Genomic DNA, 16,827 nt, shown 5'->3' with positions numbered 1-16,827 from the left:
CTTTTTCATCGTAAGATAAGCTCCGTCTGTTTCCCGGTACTCCTCATAATTCCATTATCCCAGAGGGGGGAGCCTACCTACAAGAGTAAGATTCGTTATAGAAAAAAAGGCCTCCGTGCCGGCAGCTTGACCTCGGCGCAGAACCCTTTTTTATACGGCTGTTCGTATCATCCTTCCAAAAATGCGGCTATCTCCTCCTGAAGGCCGCCCAGCCTCTCCCGGAGGTCTTGGAGGATTCTTTCGTCGGAGATCAGGGAGTAGAGATGGAACGCCCGCTTGTACTGCCCGGCCGCCATAAATATCTCCCCGATCAGCCGCGTGACATGATCGCTTCTGGGATGCAGCAGGGAATACGGATGCTCCAGTTGTTTCAACTGGTTCAGCCCCGATTCGGCCCGGGTCACCAGATTCCCCGTTCCATCCGTATACTCATGCAGAAGCAGATAGTACAGCCCGTCGGTGCAATCGGGATAAAGTGCGTTGATTTCCTCCGCCAGGGCATTCAGCGGCTCGTTATATTGAGGCTGTCTGTCCAGTATACCGGCCAGTAGCAGCAGGCTGCGCAGATGAAAATGGTCCGGCTCGGTACGCGTTCCTCTGAGCCGGAGTCCTTTGCGGATTCCCTCCACGACTTCATGGTCGGGATATCCCGCTTCCTGCTTCTCTCGCGCCAGAAAATAATGCCACCGGATGTTATCCGGCTCTCTCGCCACCATCTGCTCTTCCAGCCGGATATTCCGCTCGTGCTTGTTCTTCGCCTGGATCACCTTCGGCTCGTACCCGTCGTGGGATAGCGTGAAACTCGTCATAAGATGCCGCAGATCCCCGCCTCTTTCGTCCATCTCCCTCCGGAGGTCCTCATGAATGACGCCGTAGTAGCGAAGCCCGTCTTCCCGGCGGTAAATTCTGCGGGTCAGCGTCAACTCCTGACCGTCGTGATTGACGATTCCGGGCGAGACGACAAGCGCCTCGGCCGGACAATCATAGAACAGCCGCAAAAAAGCTCTAAGCTCCGCCCCGTCGCCGATCAAAGCTTCGTCCGCATCCACGTGGAAGATCCAGTCTCCGGTCGCCAAGCCGTTCAGCCGGTTGCGGATTTCGGCAAAATCGTCCTTCCACTCCGTTAACTCGATCCGGACGTGGGGATAGCCGCTGCAGATCACGTCGACCGTGCCGTCCGTCGAGCCCGTATCGAGGACGATAATCTCGTCGGCCACCCCCTGCACACTGTCCAGACAGCGCGCGATGCACCGTTCTTCATTGAAGACGGGAATGACGACTGATATCGACGCCCGGCCGGACCGGAGCAGATCCTCGAGCAGCTCTCCGTATTCGCTGCCGCTCAGCGCCGCTATTTCTTCCCGCATGCCGGACGGCTCTTCTCCGATGAGCGAGACCAGCTCATCCGAGCATTCCCGCACCTTTTCCAGCAGGGTAATCCGCTCTTCGACCCGGCGGAGCAGGTTCTCCATTCGTCCGTCCGCGCTTAACGGTTGCGCGGAGTGGACAGACTCGGAGGACGGGAGCGGCGTCCCCGGCTCCGCTTGGGCGCGTGCCTCTCCGAATGCTTGCTCCGGCCCCGGGTTCCGGGACTCTTCCGCGGAACGAAGCAGCTCCTTATGTATGTTTTCAAAGAAAGGGAGATTATACCTGTACTTGTTCAGCCAATCCCGATCCGCGTTAACCATCCACTCACCCCTCTGCGCTATTGAACCCTTACGCTTCTATTATTTCCCTGGCTATCGAAATGAAAACAGGGCCGGTTAAACCGGCCCCGCCCCGTTTCCTGATTAGCAATTGCTGTTTTTGGCCGGATAAGGCGAGCAGCCCTTGGCCGGTTTGCTGTTGCCTCCGGTCACATCGCCGAGTCCGCAGCCGAGCGGATTAGAGAAGAGGCCCCGCAGGAAGTCAGCCGTCCAGCGCGCATGGTCTCTCCAGTCGCCGCCGTTGACATTCATCATTTCGGTTTCATCCAGCTTGGTGAAAGAGTGGTTACTTTTGAGTGTTTTCATTGTAAGTTCTCCTTTCCGAAGTAGGTTGAATAACCTCGACTTTATTTAACCCGGAGCTCCAAAATTTAATCGTGATTTGGATATATTATCCATTCATTTAGCGATTTTAACTATTAAAACTTGTTATTAATCTCTCTCTAACGGGTTATTTAAAGGTAATAACCTGCTGTAGGAAGGCGTGATGATGTTGAGCTTGAGCCGAAAACCGGTTTGTATCCGGCAGCACGACCGGAAAGATTGCGCCCCCGCCTGCCTGGCTGCCGTGGCCCGTTATTACGGCCTGAAAATGCCGCTCTCCCTGATCCGCGAAGCTTGCGGCACGGATCATACGGGGACGAACGCCTACGGCATCGTGCAGGGGGCCGAGAAGCTCGGCTTCACCGCCGAAGCGTTAAAAGGCGACGCCCCGGCTCTGTTCGCCGGGTTCGAACTTCCGGCTATCGCGCATGTGATCGACAAAGAAGTTCAGCATTATATCGTGATATACAAGATTACCGGGGATAAGGTCCTTGCAGCCGATCCGGCCGAAGGAATGCGGACATACAAAACAGAAGAATTCCTGAACCTGTGGACCGGCGTGCTTATTCTGCTGACGCCCGGCGAAAGCTTCGAACCCGGCAGCCGGGTGACGGGCGCTGCGAAGCGTTTCTTCCCCCTGCTCCGCAGCAACCGGAAGCTTCTCCTGCCGATTCTTGCCGCCTCGCTTCTCGTAACGGCGATCGGCATGGCCGGCGCTTTTTATTTTCAAATTCTGCTCGATACGATTATGGCCGAAAAGCTGCAAGGCACGCTCACGCTCGTTTCGGTCGGCATTATTGTCCTCTATGCGGTCCAGACCCTGCTTGACTTCGCGAGAAATCATCTGTTCCTGTATCTCGCCCAGCGGATCGACCGCGGTCTTGTGCTTCAATATTACAATCACGTCATTTCGCTGCCGATGAGCTTTTTCAGTTCGCGCAAAACAGGGGAAATCACCTCCAGACTGACCGACGCCTCCAACGTCCGAGACGCGCTCTCCGAAGCCTCTCTTCATATCGCGGTCGATTCCCTGACGCTGCTGATAGCGGCTGCCGTCCTTTATAACCAGAATCCGCTCCTCTTCGGCCTTACGCTGCTGCTCGTCCCGGTGTATGTGTTGATTATGGGAGGCTTCCGCGGATTTTTTGACCGGTATAACAGGAAGATGATGAACGAGAATGCCGAGCTGACTTCCTATGTCATCGAATCCATTAAAGGCATCGAGACCGTCAAAGCCTCCACCGCACAAAGGGAGGTAAAAGAGACCGCAAGGGCGAAATACGAAGCTTTTCTGGCTACGGCGTTTAAGTACGGTCTGATGAACAACGTCCAGTCGGCGTTGAAAACGGCCCTCCAGCTTATCAGCGGAGTCGTCCTGCTGTGGATCGGCGCCCGTCAGGTGCTGGAAGGGGAGATCACGGCCGGCCAGCTCATTACCTTTAACGTGCTCCTGGCCTATTTTCTAAGCCCGCTTCAGCGGCTGATCGACCTTCAGCCCGTACTCCAGTCGGCTTATGTCGCCGCTTCCAGGCTGGGTGAATATATGGATCTGGCGGCGGAAAAAGAGCTTTCGCCGGATGAAGCTGCCGTCTCCAGGGACGCCTTGGACCTGCGGGGAGATCTGCTGATCCGCCATCTCTCTTACCGCTACGGAAGCAGGCCCCTTACCTTAGACGATATAAATCTCACGATACGCGAGGGTTCCTCGACGGCTCTGGTCGGACCGAGCGGCTCCGGCAAAACGAGCCTCCTGAAGCTGATGATGAAATTTTTCGAAGCCGAGCAGGGAAGCATCGAGATCAACGGACACGATCTGCGCGATATTCCCGCCGGTGTCCTTCGCAGCCGGATCGCGTATGTGCCGCAGGAAACGTTTTTCTACCACGGCACGGTTTACGACAACTTGTGTCTGGGACTCGATCCCAAGCCATCCCTGGAAGAAGTTGCGGAAGTCTGCAAGCAGGCGCAAATTCACGATTTTATCGCCTCGCTTCCCCAGCATTACGAGACGGTGCTGGAGGAGAACGGCTCCAACTTGTCGGGAGGCCAGCGCCAGCGGCTTTCGGTAGCGAGGGCGCTCATGAAGAAGCCCCACCTGCTTCTGATGGACGAAGCGACAAGCAGCCTGGACGCCGTGACGGAGAAGGCCGTTACCTCGCTGGTCGCCGGCCTCGGCATCACGACAGTGATGATCTCTCACCGACTGAGCGGAGTGCGGCACTGCGACAGGATCTGCGTCATGGACAAAGGCCGTATCGTCGAGGCCGGCAGCCATGACGAGCTTATGCGGCGGGGCGGCGCTTACAGCGCTTTGTGGAACAGCCAGTTTGCGGAAGCGCAGGCCGCTTTGTAAGAAAGAGCGCGGGAGACCCGGTTTTGCTGCCGGGTCTTTTCGGTCGGGTCTTTTCGGTCGGCTCTTTTAGGTCAGCTCTTTTCGGTCGGGTCTTTTCGGCCTGCCCTTTCATGCGGCGGCCTCTTTCCGGTCAAACTAACCGGACGGCGGCTTGTTCTTCTCTATCCTCCGCAGCCTCACGCCCCCTTCTTCAATACCCGCAAGAGGGCTAAGAGGAAGCTCCTCGTCCGCTCCGGAATGGTCAAAGCATAACTCCAGGGGCCGGAACGAGATGCCGGATTTCCGGACCCAAGAGCTCCGTACCCGAAATTTCCGAACCCGGAAGCTCCGTCGTGCCGGGAATAAACCGGCTTATTTCCATGCGGACGCCACAATTTTCCGTAAAATAATTTGAAAACGAAAGAAAATACGTATATATTCTTACATAACGAAATATTTTCACTTTTTTATCCGACAATATGTTAACGAATAGAAATAAAAGGAGGCAATCCGAAAATGAACACCCAAGAGCCGCCGGGAACCAAATCCGTGGGAATCGACGAAACCGACCGCAAAATTATCCGGGCCTTGAACGCCAACGGCCGCATTTCCTATACCGACCTGGCCAAAGATATCGGGTTATCGCGTGTGGCCGTCCAGGGACGGATACAAGCTCTGATGGATACGGGAGTAATCGAAAGATTTACCGCGGTCATCAATCCCGAGAAAATCGGGATCGGGGTCTCCGCTTTTTTTAACGTGGAGGTAGAGCCCAAGTTTCTGCACCAAGTGGCCGACCGGCTGGCGGAAGAGCCTTCGGTGACGAGTCTCTATCACATGACGGGTCCGAGCAAGCTGCATATGCATGGGCTTTTTACGAATCATCAGGAGATGGAGCTGTTCCTCAAAGAAAAGCTGTACCCGCTGCCGGGCATTACGAGTGTGGACTGCCAGGTGCTGATTACCCGGTTCAAAAGCCGCATGGGAATGAGGTTGTAAGATGGAACAGGCTTCCCGCGGGCGAAAGCCCTACTACGAACTGACCTCGGCAATGGTCAAAACCGGCATTCTCGGCTACGGCGGAGGTCCGTCCGTCATTCCGCTGATCCGCTATGAGGCCGTCAATCATTACGGCTGGATGGAAGACGAGGAGTTCGGCGAAATTCTGGCGCTCGCCAACGCCCTCCCGGGTCCGATCGCGACGAAGATCGCCGCCTATCTCGGCTACCGGCAGAAAGGCACACCCGGCGCTATCGTCGCCGTCATCGCGCATATTCTGCCTTCGTCGGTGGCGATGATCGCGCTGCTTTCCGTGGTCGGCTACTTGAGCAGCTCAACCGTCGTGCAAGGGATGATCGCCGCCGTCGTCCCGGTCGTGGCCGTGATGATCGGCCTGATGGCCTACGAGTTCGCCGAACGGGCCGTCAAAGGGCTCGGCAAGCCGGCGGGCTTCGGATTTTTCGCGCTGTCGCTGGTGATGCTTGAGGTCATCCATATCCACGCGGCGATTGTGATCATCGCTTTCCTGGCCTACGGCGCGTTTCATTACAAAGCCGTCCGCCGGCTGCGGGGCAAGCTGGGCAAAAGCGGCACACCGGATGACGGAAAAGAGGACGGTTCATGATGGAAGAATGGCTGAACCTGTTCATCGGTTTTTTCGTCGCCAACGTCCTCGGTTACGGAGGAGGGCCCTCCTCCATTCCCCTCGTGTATCAGGAGGTTGTCACGCATTATCACTGGGCGGACGACCGCCAGTTCTCCAACATCCTTGCGCTGGGCAACACGCTGCCCGGGCCGATCGCGACGAAGATCGCCGCTTACGTCGGCTACGACGCCGCCGGCTGGTTCGGGCTGGCCGTCGCCATAGCCGCGACTGTCGTTCCTTCGGCGGTCGCTCTGATCGTGCTTCTGAAGCTGCTTCAGAAGCACCGGCAGTCCTCCGTCGTGAAAGGCATGACGCTGCTCGTCCAGCCCGTCATCGCCGTCATGATGGTCGTGCTGACCTGGCAGATGGCGGAAGGCTCCATCCAATCCATCGGCATCTGGCAGTCGCTCGGCATTGCCGCCGTCGCCTACTGGGCCATGCAAAGGCGCAAAATCCATCCGGCGTTCGTGATCATTGCCGCGTTCGTCTACGGCGGCGTGGTGATCGGGCATTTCGGGATCTGAGAGTGCCCGAAAAACGCCATCCCCTCCGCCGCCATCGGTGCCGGCACGCTTCAAAACCAAAAACCCCCGGTATTCTCTATACCGGGGGTTACGTTTATGCTTGCCTGCGTGCCGAGAGCCGGGTCCGGCTCCGGATACAACGGAAGTTACACGTAAACGTATAACTCCCGCGAGATTCCTAGGAAGGCTTCTTATCCACGAAGCTTCCCCCCTGATACGGAGTTTCGTCTTCCTTGATGTTCTCGCGCCGCTGCCGGGCTTCCTCCATCAGAACGGCGGAATCGTCCTGCGGAGCATAGCCGATCAGTTCTTTTAAATAGCCGATATCGTAATAATTGCCTGTATTCGCCGACGTTCCGTAGAGGACGAGGTACTTCATCGACGCGTCCGCTTCTATGCAGCGCTCGGCAAGCTGCACCATGTCCCGGGACGAAATCCAGATGTGAGCCGAACGTTCGGAATGAGGACGGTCATCGCCGGGAAAATTGCCGATCCGCATATTGAAGGAAGAAATCCCGTACTTATCCGCATACAAGCGCCCGAGCAGTTCGATAGTACACTTGCTGAGTCCGTAAAAGCTATCCGGCCGGTAAGGGTCCGTAACCTCCACGTCCTCCCCGACCTTGTAAAACCCCGTCGCATGATTGGAGCTGGCGAAAATGACCCGCTTCACTCCGTTCTTGCGGGCGGCTTCATAAACCCGGTAAGCGCCCGCCACGTTGATCGGCAGCACTTTCCCCAAGAAATCCTCGTCGTCCTTAGCCCAGGCAATGTGCAGAATCGTATCCACGCCTTTCGTCAGTTCCTCCAACCGGTCCGCATCCGTCACATCCAACCGGACGACTCCGGCCTCCTCATCGGCTTCCAGATCGGCCGCCGTGATGTCGTAACGGTCCAGGCTCCCCAGCCCGTCCAGCAGCGCGCTGCCGATTCTTCCCGACGCTCCCGTGATGAGAATTTTCCTTCTCACTGCCCTCTCCCCTTCCGAAAAACGTTTACGGGGCGGCTCCCTCGGCGGAAAGCGCCATTCACGGAAGTTTTCCCGCCCGTTATGTGTACACCTTACCCCCGATGCCCGCACCGTAATCTCCTTAAGGCCGTTCACCTTTAACGGCACAACAGATTTCATTCGAACAGGAGAGACAGCCGATTCAAATAGCTGAATTAATCGTATACATCCTTTGCGGCAGCGGTCCCCTTCCTCCGGGAAGCTGTTCTTTTATTTTGTAAAATGGGATAAATTATAAATGACATGAACCTTTAGGAAAGCCAATAGACCAGATAGGAAGCAGGTGTAGCACAATGATAGATTTGGATAAATTAGCCGAGATATATGCCAGCTGTTCCTGCGATATAGAAAGTGCCTACCGTTTAGTCATCCAGCCGGAAAGTATATTGAGCGACTTTAGGACCGTAAGCCACGGATTTCTTTTTATCATTCGCGGAGAAGCTAAAATGTGTGTGAACGGAACGGCCTACGAATTACTTCCGGGATCGGTATTCCATGCGGCTCCAGGCATGCGGCTGGACTCCCGAGTTATAGGACAATCAGAGCTCGAGTACTCTTTACTTTTTTATCGATTGGACAAATTAGGTGATGGAAATAGAGGTCATGAATGCGGCTCTCATTTCAAGCTTGAACCTGGAGTAAATCCGAGAGTGATACAGTTACTGATCATGCTCCATCAGAATGTCCATACCCTTGGAGGGATAGGAAAACTTCGCGTCAAGGAATTATTCTTAAGCATCGTGCATCAAGTTCTGGTAGGTTGCAGGTATCGGGAGAACGGCCATTTTCCAAATAAAAGAGTGATAGAGGAGGCCGTTGCATACATTAACGGGCATTATATGAATCCGTTGACACTCAGCGAGTTAGCTGAGCTGCATGCAATGAGTCCCAAACGCTTCTCCTACTTCTTTCACAAATATACGGGGCTGCGTCCCATCGATTATGTCATTCATTATCGTATGGAAAGAGCGAGTGAATTGCTTAAAGCAGGCCATTTTCCCATCCGCGATATTGCCGTCAGTGTCGGTTATGCCAATCAGCTCTATTTCAGCAGAGTATTTAAAAAGAAATTCGGTGTGTCTCCCTCCGCATACACACATAAAATAGAGAATCATAAATAACCGCACGGCAAGCCTGAATTAGATAATCATACATATAGCATTCGCGATTTGTGTATTTGCATTTTCTGTAGTCCTTGCTACACTATACATTGATAATGAGAATCATTATTACTATTGCGAAACTATTTTTATGATATAGAAAGGTTGATAGAATTGACCACTAACAGACAATTATGTATTGGATTGTCCTTATCTGCGACTTGGATGAAAGGAGACGGCTGGAGGCGTCCAGACAGCGGTGTGGAAAAAATGGATTCCATTGACTACTATATTGATTTGGCAAAGATGGCGGAGAAGGCAAAGCTCGACTTCCTTTTCAAAGCGGATTATCTTTATGTTAGCCCGCAGATGCTGGGCGATTCCGCTAATTTCGGCAGCCCCGACCCTACCATGATGTTTGCGGCGATTGCTCGTGAAACCAAGCGGATTGGATTGGTTACAACGGTTTCCACCACTTTCAATCCGCCGTATGTTGTCGCACGGCAGCTTCAGTCGCTGCACTGGCTCAGCAACGGTCGCGCCGGCTGGAATATCGTGACTTCGATTGAAGGCGCAGAAAATTTCGGTGATTCACCCATGCCTTCACCGCAAGAAAGATATGCGAAAGCCATGGAATTTACGGATGTCGTACGAAAGCTCTGGGAAAGTTTTCCGCATGAAGCAATTGTGATGGACCGCGAGTCAGGCCTATTTTCCGATAAGGACAAAATTTCCTCCATTCATCATTCGGGTGAGTTTTTCAGTGTCCGGGGACCGCTTACTTTGCCTGCCCATAAATCGGGATCCATTCCTTTATTTCAAGCAGGCGCGTCAGATATAGGACGAAACTTCGCCTCTTCCGTAGCGGATGCTATTTTTGCGGCGATGCCGGATCTTGAGTCCGGAGTGGAATTGCGAAATGATTTGAGAAGAAGAGCCCAGGAGCATGGACGCAATCCGGACGCCATCAGAGTTTTGCCCGGATTATATTTTTTCTTGGCTGAAACTCGCGAGGAGGCGCATGAATTACATAAGGCCGCACACGCACATTTGAGTACGGAGCGCAGACATGTATCGCTCAAATCCGTGCTTGGCCTTGATTTAAGCGGCTTTGCTTTGGATCATCGCGTAACTGCCGCTATGCTTCCCGATCCGGATCAGCCAGTCCGCAGCCGGACACATGCCGAGCTGTTGCGCCGGTATATTACAAACCATCAGCCTACAGTGGAAGAAGTGCTGGCAAGGCCGGAGGTCGTCGGATCCGCTCACTGGGTTTCCGTTGGAACGGTTGAGGACGTGTTGAACGATATTAGGGAGCGGTTTGAGGCTGGAGCGATTGACGGATTTATAGCTCTTCCGGGCGGTTCAGAACAATCTATGGAACTATTTTTTGAAAAACTTATGCCGCAGTTGGTTGAAAGAGGCTTGTTCAGAAGCGAATATGCAGGCTCGACTCTGAGGGCACATTTGGGTATTTAACATCCCATACTGATTAAAACATAGGACAGCCCTTATAAGCCTAAAGCTTGGAGGGACTGTCCCGTTTGTTTAAATAGGAAGCCGATGTTATCCCCATAAATTTGACAAAGTGCATACCGCGGGGTATGCACTTTGTCGTCTTCAGCAGCCTTCTGCCCGGCCGCACGGCTCAAGTTTCTTTTCTGAAATGCCTCATCAGAAATTTCACGAACACTTCATCCCGGACCAGCCACGCGGCATAATGCCGTTTAATAAAACGCTCGGCTTCCTCGTACGTTTCGTACGAAGCGTCGACTTCTTCGCCGTTACTCTCCATCTTCCACTTTCCGTCGAAGGGATAGAGGAAGAAGCGCGTGTCGCTGCGCCCTTCATACAGCGTTCCGAAGCTGCTGTTTTTCACGTTGTAGTAGTTGCGGAAAGCGTCCGTGCGGATCGGCTCGACGGAGAACGGCTCGGCCACATAGGCCGGGTAAACCTCGTCGGTCAGCGAGCAGCCGGAAGCCTTCGCATGACCGCCGCCGCCGTAGCGTCCGGCCACCTGGGAAACATCCACGTGATCGTGGATGGTCCGGAAGCTGACGCGCTTGCCGCCCATATTCAGAATCGCGATGTAGTCCAGATGCGGGTACTCCTTGCCCAGCTCGTTGCCCAGTTCGGAATGATACGATTCCGCGTGGACAATGCCTACGCAGTAATCGTGAATGAAGGTCTGGACGATTTCTCGGCGTTTTCTCCGGATATAGCGCTCGATTTTACTCTCTTCCATATCCAGAATTTTTTCTTCGAAATCATCGAAAGCGAACGGTTCGCTTCCCAGGAGTCGGGGCACCATTTTCTCCTCGAATTCGTCAATGGACACGAGGTAGAACAGATCGTTCAGCCGCTTGGCCTGCGCGTTGCCGTTCGCCTCCCATTCCCAAGTGTCGTACTGGCGGACCAGCTCGACGAATTCATCCAGCGCAGGAGTCGCTTTCAAAAACCCGTTCCGCATCAGGTGCTCGTAGAACAGGGACGTCGCGGAAGCGAGCCTCCCATCGGGATACGCCACGGTAACCGCCGCCCATGGATACGCATTGAAGTGCAGCGCCGTCTTATGGTGGTCGATCATGCTGATTTTGCCGCCGGATTGCGCGTATTCGTTCAGCTCCTGCTCGTTCTGTTCGTTAACGGACAAGTCTGTAATGTAGAGGTACTCGTGCTTGACCTTTCCCTGCCGGGCAAGTTCCAGAAACTTCTGGACCTGGACGTTCAGTCCTTCCACGGAGTTGTACCGGACCTCCGCTTCTTCACCGAACGCGCATTTGGCGAGAATGCCGCAGCCCACTCCGTCCAGGTCGTTATGTGTATACAAATGAATCATCGGACTCCGCCTCCTTGCCGTTAATTTCCCGTCCTTCGCCGGGCGGGCTTTAATCCCTGCTAATTTTTCCACAGAACGGCCGGACTATGCAACCCTCTTTCTTTCGCTTCAACAACAAAAGGCACTTCCGCCGGTGAGATACCGCGCCTCGCGCGAGTACCTGGACCGGGAAAGTGCCCTGCCGGAACGGCTCTATTCAATGCCATTGTTGAACGTGCAATCGGATGTTACCCGGTCAGTTGACCGGTTCCTTGCCGGATAAATCCCGCCATTTCACGACGAACTCGCTGTGAAACGCTTCGCCCTTGTATTCGCTGTGCTCCTCCAGAGCGTTCCCGCATTCGCAGGAAATCTGATCGGCGCCGTAATTGTCCGTGCCGAACACGATGCGCTCGTCCCGGTAAGCACGCTGGCCGGGCACCACTTTATGTTCTTCTCCGCAGTTCAGACAGCGGATGACAAACCCTGCAGTCATGCCTTTCATCTCCCCCTGCTCTTATGATTCGTCCAGAAAATCCTTCAACCGTTTGCTGCGGCTCGGGTGTCTAAGCTTACGCAGAGCCTTCGCCTCGATCTGGCGGATTCTTTCGCGGGTGACGCCGAATACCTGGCCGACCTCTTCCAGCGTGCGGGTACGCCCGTCGTCGAGCCCGAAGCGCAGGCGCAGCACGTTCTCCTCCCGCTCGCTCAGCGTGTCGAGCACGTCCTCCAGCTGCACCTTCAGCAGCTCGAACGCGGCGGCGTCGGCCGGAGCCATCGCGTCCTGGTCCTCGATGAAATCTCCCAGGTTCGTGTCGCTTTCTTCGCCGACAGGGGTTTCAAGCGACACCGGCTCCTGGGCGATCTTCATAATCTCGCGGACTTTCTCTACGCTGAGCTCCATCTCTTTGGCGATTTCCTCGGGAGCGGGCTCCCGTCCGAGATCCTGAAGGAGTTCGCGCGATACGCGGCTCAGCTTGTTGATCGTTTCCACCATATGAACGGGAATACGGATCGTGCGCGCCTGGTCGGCGATGGAGCGGGTGATGGCCTGACGGATCCACCAGGTCGCATAAGTACTGAATTTATATCCTTTGGTATAGTCGAACTTCTCGACGGCCTTCATCAGTCCCATATTGCCTTCCTGGATCAGATCAAGGAACAGCATGCCGCGGCCCGCGTATCTTCTGGCGATGCTGACGACCAGACGCAGATTCGCTTCCGCCAGAATACGCTTCGCTTCCTCGTCGCCCTGCTCGATCCGTTTGGCGATATTGACTTCCTCCTCAGCCGAAAGAAGCCCTACACGTCCGATTTCTTTCAGGTACATACGTACGGGATCATCCATGCGGATGCCATGCGGCAAAGATAGGTCATCCTGCTGCCCGCCCTGCTCCGCCTCCCGGGAGTCGTCTTTCCCCGGTTTCATAAACGGATCTAGTACCGGTTGGAATTGTCCTGCCTCTGTTCCTGTTTGTTGATCTTTTGTCATATGCTCAGCCCCCTGCTTCCCGAAACCGGAATCACGTCCAGTGCATTGTCGTTCTCTTCGTCTGCACCCGCCAAAGCCCCGGGTAATGACCGCAACTGCAACCGCTATAATTATGAGTATTGACACCAAGATGAAATTATGATATATTCTAAATATCTAACTTAAAAATAAGTACTTGTGATTTTATCACAACTTTCTTTAAAATTCAAGCCCTTTTTCACTTTCCGTGGAAAAGGGTTTTTCTATTTTTTTCTTCTCGTAAATCCGCCGAAAAAAGAATCGGCCTTTCCGCTTTTTGTGATAAAATGATTCATATTGTATAGCAGATAAAGGATGAGTACTTTGCGAGAATTGATCTTTCCCTCCAAACAGACCGGTGATTCGCTGCTGTTCACCCAGTCCCATCACGGACATTTGTTTCACCGGATCAAACTGGTTTCCATACTGCTGATTGCCGTCTATCCTTATTACTTCTACGCGGATTTTTTCCTTTACCTGGACGTTCCCGACGAGGCTTACAGATACGGCTCCATCGGCATACATTTGCTGAGTACGCTGATCTCGGTTCTGTTCCTCATCCTGTACCGTCTGCTCCGGAATCAGACAGCCGCTTCACGGACGATCTGGCCGCCCCTCCTTGTAACTGCCTACACGGCCCTCTACCTATTTATCGGCATGCTCTCTTCGATCAACAGCCAAAGCCTGACCGGAAACGTAGACGCCTATATCATCATTCTGCTGAGTGCGGCCATAATCCTTCCCATACACCCTAAGAATTTTTTGGTTATTCTATTAATTAACCATCCGGTGTTCCTAGTCCTTCTTTCTATGGCAAACAAAGACAAATTCGATCTGCTGACCAAGCAAATCAATACGACGGGGACGGCGGTTATCGCTTGCTTTATCGTCCTTACCTTGTATAACCTGAGAAAAAAAGATTTTATCAACACCCGGAAGCTTCGGGAAAACGAGATTCATTTCCGGAAGCTGTTCGCCGTGAATCCTTATCCGCTCGTCCTGTCCCGTATCCGGGACAATACCGTCGTGCAGCTGAACGCCGAAGCCGCGCATTTTTTTCAAATTCCGCTGGACAGCGGCACGCCTGCCGACGCCTCCATTACTTATCCAAGCAGCGCGGACAAGGATGAGATCCTCCATGAGCTGCTGCAAAAGGACAGCATCAAGAACCGTATCTGCCAGCTGTCCGTCTCGCCTCATTCCCAGAAATGGGTCATGATCAACTATGAGCTCATTATATACGACAACGAAACGTGCGTACTCGCGGGGATTACGGATATTACGGAGCTAAAAAAAGCCGAGGCCGAGCTCGCGCGCTACGCGTCCCTCGACGCCCTGACCGGTGTCCTGAACAGAGGCCATGGGATGGCCCTTCTCCAGCAGGAACTTGTCCAGTGCAGAGAGCAGGGCGGCGAGCTGGTCGTCTGCTTCGTCGATATCAACAATTTGAAGGAAGTCAACGACCGCTACGGTCACGCCGAAGGAGACTCGCTCATTAACAAGGCGTGCGAAGTACTGCAGAGAAACCTGGAGCCGGAAGATTATCTGTTCCGCTACGGAGGAGATGAATTCGTCCTGGTGTTCCATACCCGGCCGGACGCCGCCGACCTCATCTGGAGCCGCATCCGCGAAGATCTGCTCATTCTTAGCCGGGAGCCGGATAGTCCTTTTCCTGTTTCGGTCAGCCACGGTTTCTTTGCTGTCGGGCCCGGCACGGACATGTCCGCCGCCGAAGTTATCGAAGCCGCAGATAAAGAAATGTATATCGAGAAGCATTCGTACAAAAATAATACATGCTCCCCTCCGGATCCGATATAACCGTTACGTATCCCCGTTCGCCCGGTTCGTCGCTTTCCCTACCGGCTAAGAACGGGGATTTTTTTGTTGGCTGTACGGCAGTGAGAAGGACGCTATCTATGGTTCCTCCATGACTAGTTGGCTTCAGAGAGACGGCAGCTTTTAGCCGAAAGTAAAACAACCACTTGCTATGCCCCACTACAGTTTCAAGCCCCACACTTTCAGCTCGATGAAGATGGACTCCAGCTGTTTTCCCTTGTCGGTTAACGTGTATTCCACGCGGGGCGGCACTTCGGGATACACGGTTCTCACGACTATTCCGCTCTCTTCCAGCTCCCTCAGACGAACGGATAACGTTTTGGGGCTGATGCCCTCCAAAGATTTCAGCAGTTCTCCGAATCTCACCGTTCCGTCGATCAGCAAATCCCGGATAATAAGAAAGGTCCATTTGCTGCCGATTATCCCCAAGGCCGCCTCGATCGGACACTTCGTACCGGGGGCGCCCTTGCTTAATTTAACTTCTTCCACCGATAGACCTCCCGTTTTTATTGCGTGAATGGAACCAACTATATCACAATAGTTACTTTAGGGAAATAAGGTGAATTAAATATCACTACTTCCCTAAATGAATTTTTGGATTTAGAATAATCATCACCGGCCGCCCTTTGCCAATCTACCTATCCTGGTTACGGCAGAAACGGTCCATCATGGCGAACTCAAATCGAGGAGGAAATTTAACATGACACTCGCAGGAAAAAAAATCGTGATTATCGGAGGCAGCTCCGGAATCGGGCTGGAGACCGCGGCTTTGGCCCTGGAGCAGGGGGCCGAGGTTGTGATCGCCAGCCGATCGGCGGACAAGCTCCGACAAGCCCGGAATACGCTCGGGTCCTCCGTTTCGGCCTATGAGCTGGACATGGCCGACGAGCAGGCCGTCAAGGAATTTATGACGCGCGACGTCAAGCGCCTGGATCATCTGGTCGTCACCGCGGCGCAGACTTGGTCCGGCCCCTTCCTTGCCACCGAAACGGCCAAAGCCCGGCAGCTGTTTGACAGCAAATTCTGGGGGCAGTACCACGCGGCGAAGTATGCCGCTCCTCTCCTTGCGGAAGGCGGCTCCATCACTCTCTTCTCCGGCGTCGTTGCCTTCAAACCGATGGCCGGCTCCGCAAGCCTCGGTGCCGTGAATGCCGCCGTCGCTTCGCTCGGCCAGACGCTTGCCCTGGAGCTGGCTCCGCTGCGGGTCAATGTCGTCTCGCCCGGCATCATTGATACGCCTTCCCGTGCCGGCATGGATGACGCGGCCCGCAGCGCTTTCTACGAATCCGTGGCCACCAGACTGCCGGCCAAGCGGGTCGGCCGGTCCCGGGACGTGGCCGAGAGCGTGCTGTATCTGCTCCACAACAGCTTCGTAACCGGCACCGTCCTCCATGTCGAAGGCGGCCATCTGCTGACTTGATCGCAAAAAAAGACCAGGCTCTTCGGTGAGGAGAGCCTGGTCTTTTTCTTATACCTGTCAGGAAGGAATATTTAAAGTCGCCTGTACGTTTTGGCGGTCCAGCTTTATTTGCTCCACCGGATCATAGGGATGATAATATCCCTGCTCAATCATGTAATTCGTAATCCGCTCATGCGTGTGAACCGCTTCCCGCAAATGTTTGTGCAGAACCGCTTTGACTTCCGGAGTCGATGTCTCCGTAATCGCCACCGCGTAATTTTGAATGCCGGACTTTGCGGAAATAAGGAAATCCTGTGCAATTACCTGATCGGTCATGACATGCATGCCCGTTAAATACTCCAGTATGGGATTCACTTGTACGCCTCCTAATGGGATGTTCGGGACAGCAGCTGATCGAGCTCCTGGAGCTGGCGGCTCGATACCTGGACATCCTGCTGCAGGATGGATTTCAAGGCATCGTCGGAAACAAGCGCCTGCATGGTTTTCGCTTTAGTCAGACACACGTTTTTGAAGGCGGTGATTTCATGCAAATCCAGGGTCTCGTGCAGAGCCAATTTCGTAGGGGTCATTGTCTTCACCTCCGGACGGAAAATAAACCCAAAA

General features: G+C 54.0%; 17 protein-coding genes. 8 read left to right on the top strand and 9 right to left on the bottom strand.

The window, feature by feature from the left end:
* Positions 1-167: 167 nt before the first annotated feature.
* Entirely contained in the window at positions 168-1,688 is a 1,521-nt protein-coding gene (locus tag HMPREF1207_RS17020) for a glycosyltransferase family 2 protein (protein WP_009672235.1), read from the bottom strand.
* A 102-nt stretch (positions 1,689-1,790) separates the two neighbouring features.
* The gene (locus tag HMPREF1207_RS17015) at positions 1,791-2,012 is read right to left on the bottom strand and encodes a bacteriocin-type signal sequence (protein ID WP_009672156.1); all 222 of its coding nucleotides are present in this window, start codon (positions 2,010-2,012) and stop codon (positions 1,791-1,793) included.
* Between the two features lie 181 nt (positions 2,013-2,193).
* On the opposite strand from HMPREF1207_RS17015, the gene HMPREF1207_RS17010 reads away from it, so the two are divergent.
* The 4 genes from HMPREF1207_RS17010 to HMPREF1207_RS16995 all read left to right on the top strand — a co-directional run bounded on the left by HMPREF1207_RS17010 (position 2,194) and on the right by HMPREF1207_RS16995 (position 6,531).
* The gene (locus HMPREF1207_RS17010) at positions 2,194-4,383 is read left to right on the top strand and encodes a peptidase domain-containing ABC transporter (protein ID WP_016423833.1); all 2,190 of its coding nucleotides are present in this window, start codon (positions 2,194-2,196) and stop codon (positions 4,381-4,383) included.
* Positions 4,384-4,878: 495 nt separating this feature from the next.
* Positions 4,879-5,361, top strand: coding sequence for an Lrp/AsnC family transcriptional regulator (locus HMPREF1207_RS17005; RefSeq protein WP_009672074.1), 483 nt, complete (start codon positions 4,879-4,881; stop codon positions 5,359-5,361).
* 1 nt (position 5,362) lies between these two features.
* Complete coding sequence (locus tag HMPREF1207_RS17000) at positions 5,363-5,986, top strand: chromate transporter (protein WP_009672135.1); 624 nt, start codon at positions 5,363-5,365, stop codon at positions 5,984-5,986.
* On the top strand, positions 5,986-6,531 hold the full coding sequence (locus tag HMPREF1207_RS16995; RefSeq protein WP_269212178.1) for a chromate transporter: 546 nt from the start codon (positions 5,986-5,988) through the stop codon (positions 6,529-6,531). Before HMPREF1207_RS17000 ends, HMPREF1207_RS16995 begins: the two co-directional genes overlap by 1 nt.
* 178 nt (positions 6,532-6,709) lie before the next feature.
* Here the strand turns inward: HMPREF1207_RS16995 and HMPREF1207_RS16990 are convergent, their stop codons facing one another.
* Entirely contained in the window at positions 6,710-7,501 is a 792-nt protein-coding gene (locus tag HMPREF1207_RS16990; RefSeq protein ID WP_009672182.1) for an NAD-dependent epimerase/dehydratase family protein, read from the bottom strand.
* A gap of 332 nt (positions 7,502-7,833) precedes the next feature.
* Between HMPREF1207_RS16990 and HMPREF1207_RS16985 the strand changes: the two genes are divergently transcribed.
* Both HMPREF1207_RS16985 and HMPREF1207_RS16980 read left to right on the top strand, forming a co-directional pair.
* On the top strand, positions 7,834-8,661 hold the full coding sequence (locus HMPREF1207_RS16985) for a helix-turn-helix transcriptional regulator (protein ID WP_009672126.1): 828 nt from the start codon (positions 7,834-7,836) through the stop codon (positions 8,659-8,661).
* A gap of 153 nt (positions 8,662-8,814) precedes the next feature.
* The gene (locus HMPREF1207_RS16980) at positions 8,815-10,119 is read left to right on the top strand and encodes an NtaA/DmoA family FMN-dependent monooxygenase (RefSeq protein WP_016423832.1); all 1,305 of its coding nucleotides are present in this window, start codon (positions 8,815-8,817) and stop codon (positions 10,117-10,119) included.
* Positions 10,120-10,288: 169 nt separating this feature from the next.
* Here HMPREF1207_RS16980 and HMPREF1207_RS16975 read toward each other — a convergent pair whose 3' ends face one another.
* The 3 genes from HMPREF1207_RS16975 to rpoD all read right to left on the bottom strand — a co-directional run bounded on the left by HMPREF1207_RS16975 (position 10,289) and on the right by rpoD (position 12,887).
* Positions 10,289-11,479: a DHH family phosphoesterase gene (locus HMPREF1207_RS16975; RefSeq protein ID WP_009672057.1), complete on the bottom strand. Its 1,191-nt coding sequence runs from the start codon at positions 11,477-11,479 to the stop codon at positions 10,289-10,291.
* A 235-nt stretch (positions 11,480-11,714) separates the two neighbouring features.
* Entirely contained in the window at positions 11,715-11,954 is a 240-nt protein-coding gene (locus HMPREF1207_RS16970; RefSeq protein ID WP_231392109.1) for a hypothetical protein, read from the bottom strand.
* Between the two features lie 21 nt (positions 11,955-11,975).
* On the bottom strand, positions 11,976-12,887 hold the full coding sequence (rpoD, locus tag HMPREF1207_RS16965) for an RNA polymerase sigma factor RpoD (RefSeq protein ID WP_196809670.1): 912 nt from the start codon (positions 12,885-12,887) through the stop codon (positions 11,976-11,978).
* Positions 12,888-13,283: 396 nt separating this feature from the next.
* Here rpoD and HMPREF1207_RS16960 point away from each other — a divergent pair, with 396 nt between their 5' ends.
* Complete coding sequence (locus tag HMPREF1207_RS16960) at positions 13,284-14,786, top strand: sensor domain-containing diguanylate cyclase (protein ID WP_148498302.1); 1,503 nt, start codon at positions 13,284-13,286, stop codon at positions 14,784-14,786.
* A gap of 177 nt (positions 14,787-14,963) precedes the next feature.
* Here HMPREF1207_RS16960 and HMPREF1207_RS16955 read toward each other — a convergent pair whose 3' ends face one another.
* Positions 14,964-15,293, bottom strand: coding sequence for a winged helix-turn-helix transcriptional regulator (locus HMPREF1207_RS16955; protein WP_009672209.1), 330 nt, complete (start codon positions 15,291-15,293; stop codon positions 14,964-14,966).
* 211 nt (positions 15,294-15,504) lie between these two features.
* Between HMPREF1207_RS16955 and HMPREF1207_RS16950 the strand changes: the two genes are divergently transcribed.
* Positions 15,505-16,224, top strand: a complete 720-nt coding sequence (locus HMPREF1207_RS16950; RefSeq protein WP_009672272.1) for an SDR family oxidoreductase — start codon at positions 15,505-15,507, stop codon at positions 16,222-16,224.
* Between the two features lie 57 nt (positions 16,225-16,281).
* On the opposite strand, the gene HMPREF1207_RS16945 is transcribed toward HMPREF1207_RS16950, so the two are convergent.
* Together HMPREF1207_RS16945 and HMPREF1207_RS16940 are read right to left on the bottom strand one after the other, a co-directional pair.
* Entirely contained in the window at positions 16,282-16,578 is a 297-nt protein-coding gene (locus HMPREF1207_RS16945) for a spore coat protein (protein ID WP_009672088.1), read from the bottom strand.
* An 11-nt stretch (positions 16,579-16,589) separates the two neighbouring features.
* Positions 16,590-16,793 carry a hypothetical protein gene (locus HMPREF1207_RS16940; protein WP_009672022.1) on the bottom strand — a complete coding sequence of 68 codons (204 nt, stop codon included), beginning with the start codon at positions 16,791-16,793 and terminating at the stop codon, positions 16,590-16,592.
* Positions 16,794-16,827 lie beyond the last annotated feature (34 nt).

This window comes from Paenibacillus sp. HGH0039 (assembly GCF_000411255.1).
Taxonomy (GTDB): Bacteria; Bacillota; Bacilli; order Paenibacillales; family NBRC-103111; genus Paenibacillus_F.
Note: the sequence above shows the minus strand (reverse complement) of the source record. Positions and strands in the feature narration are given on the sequence as shown.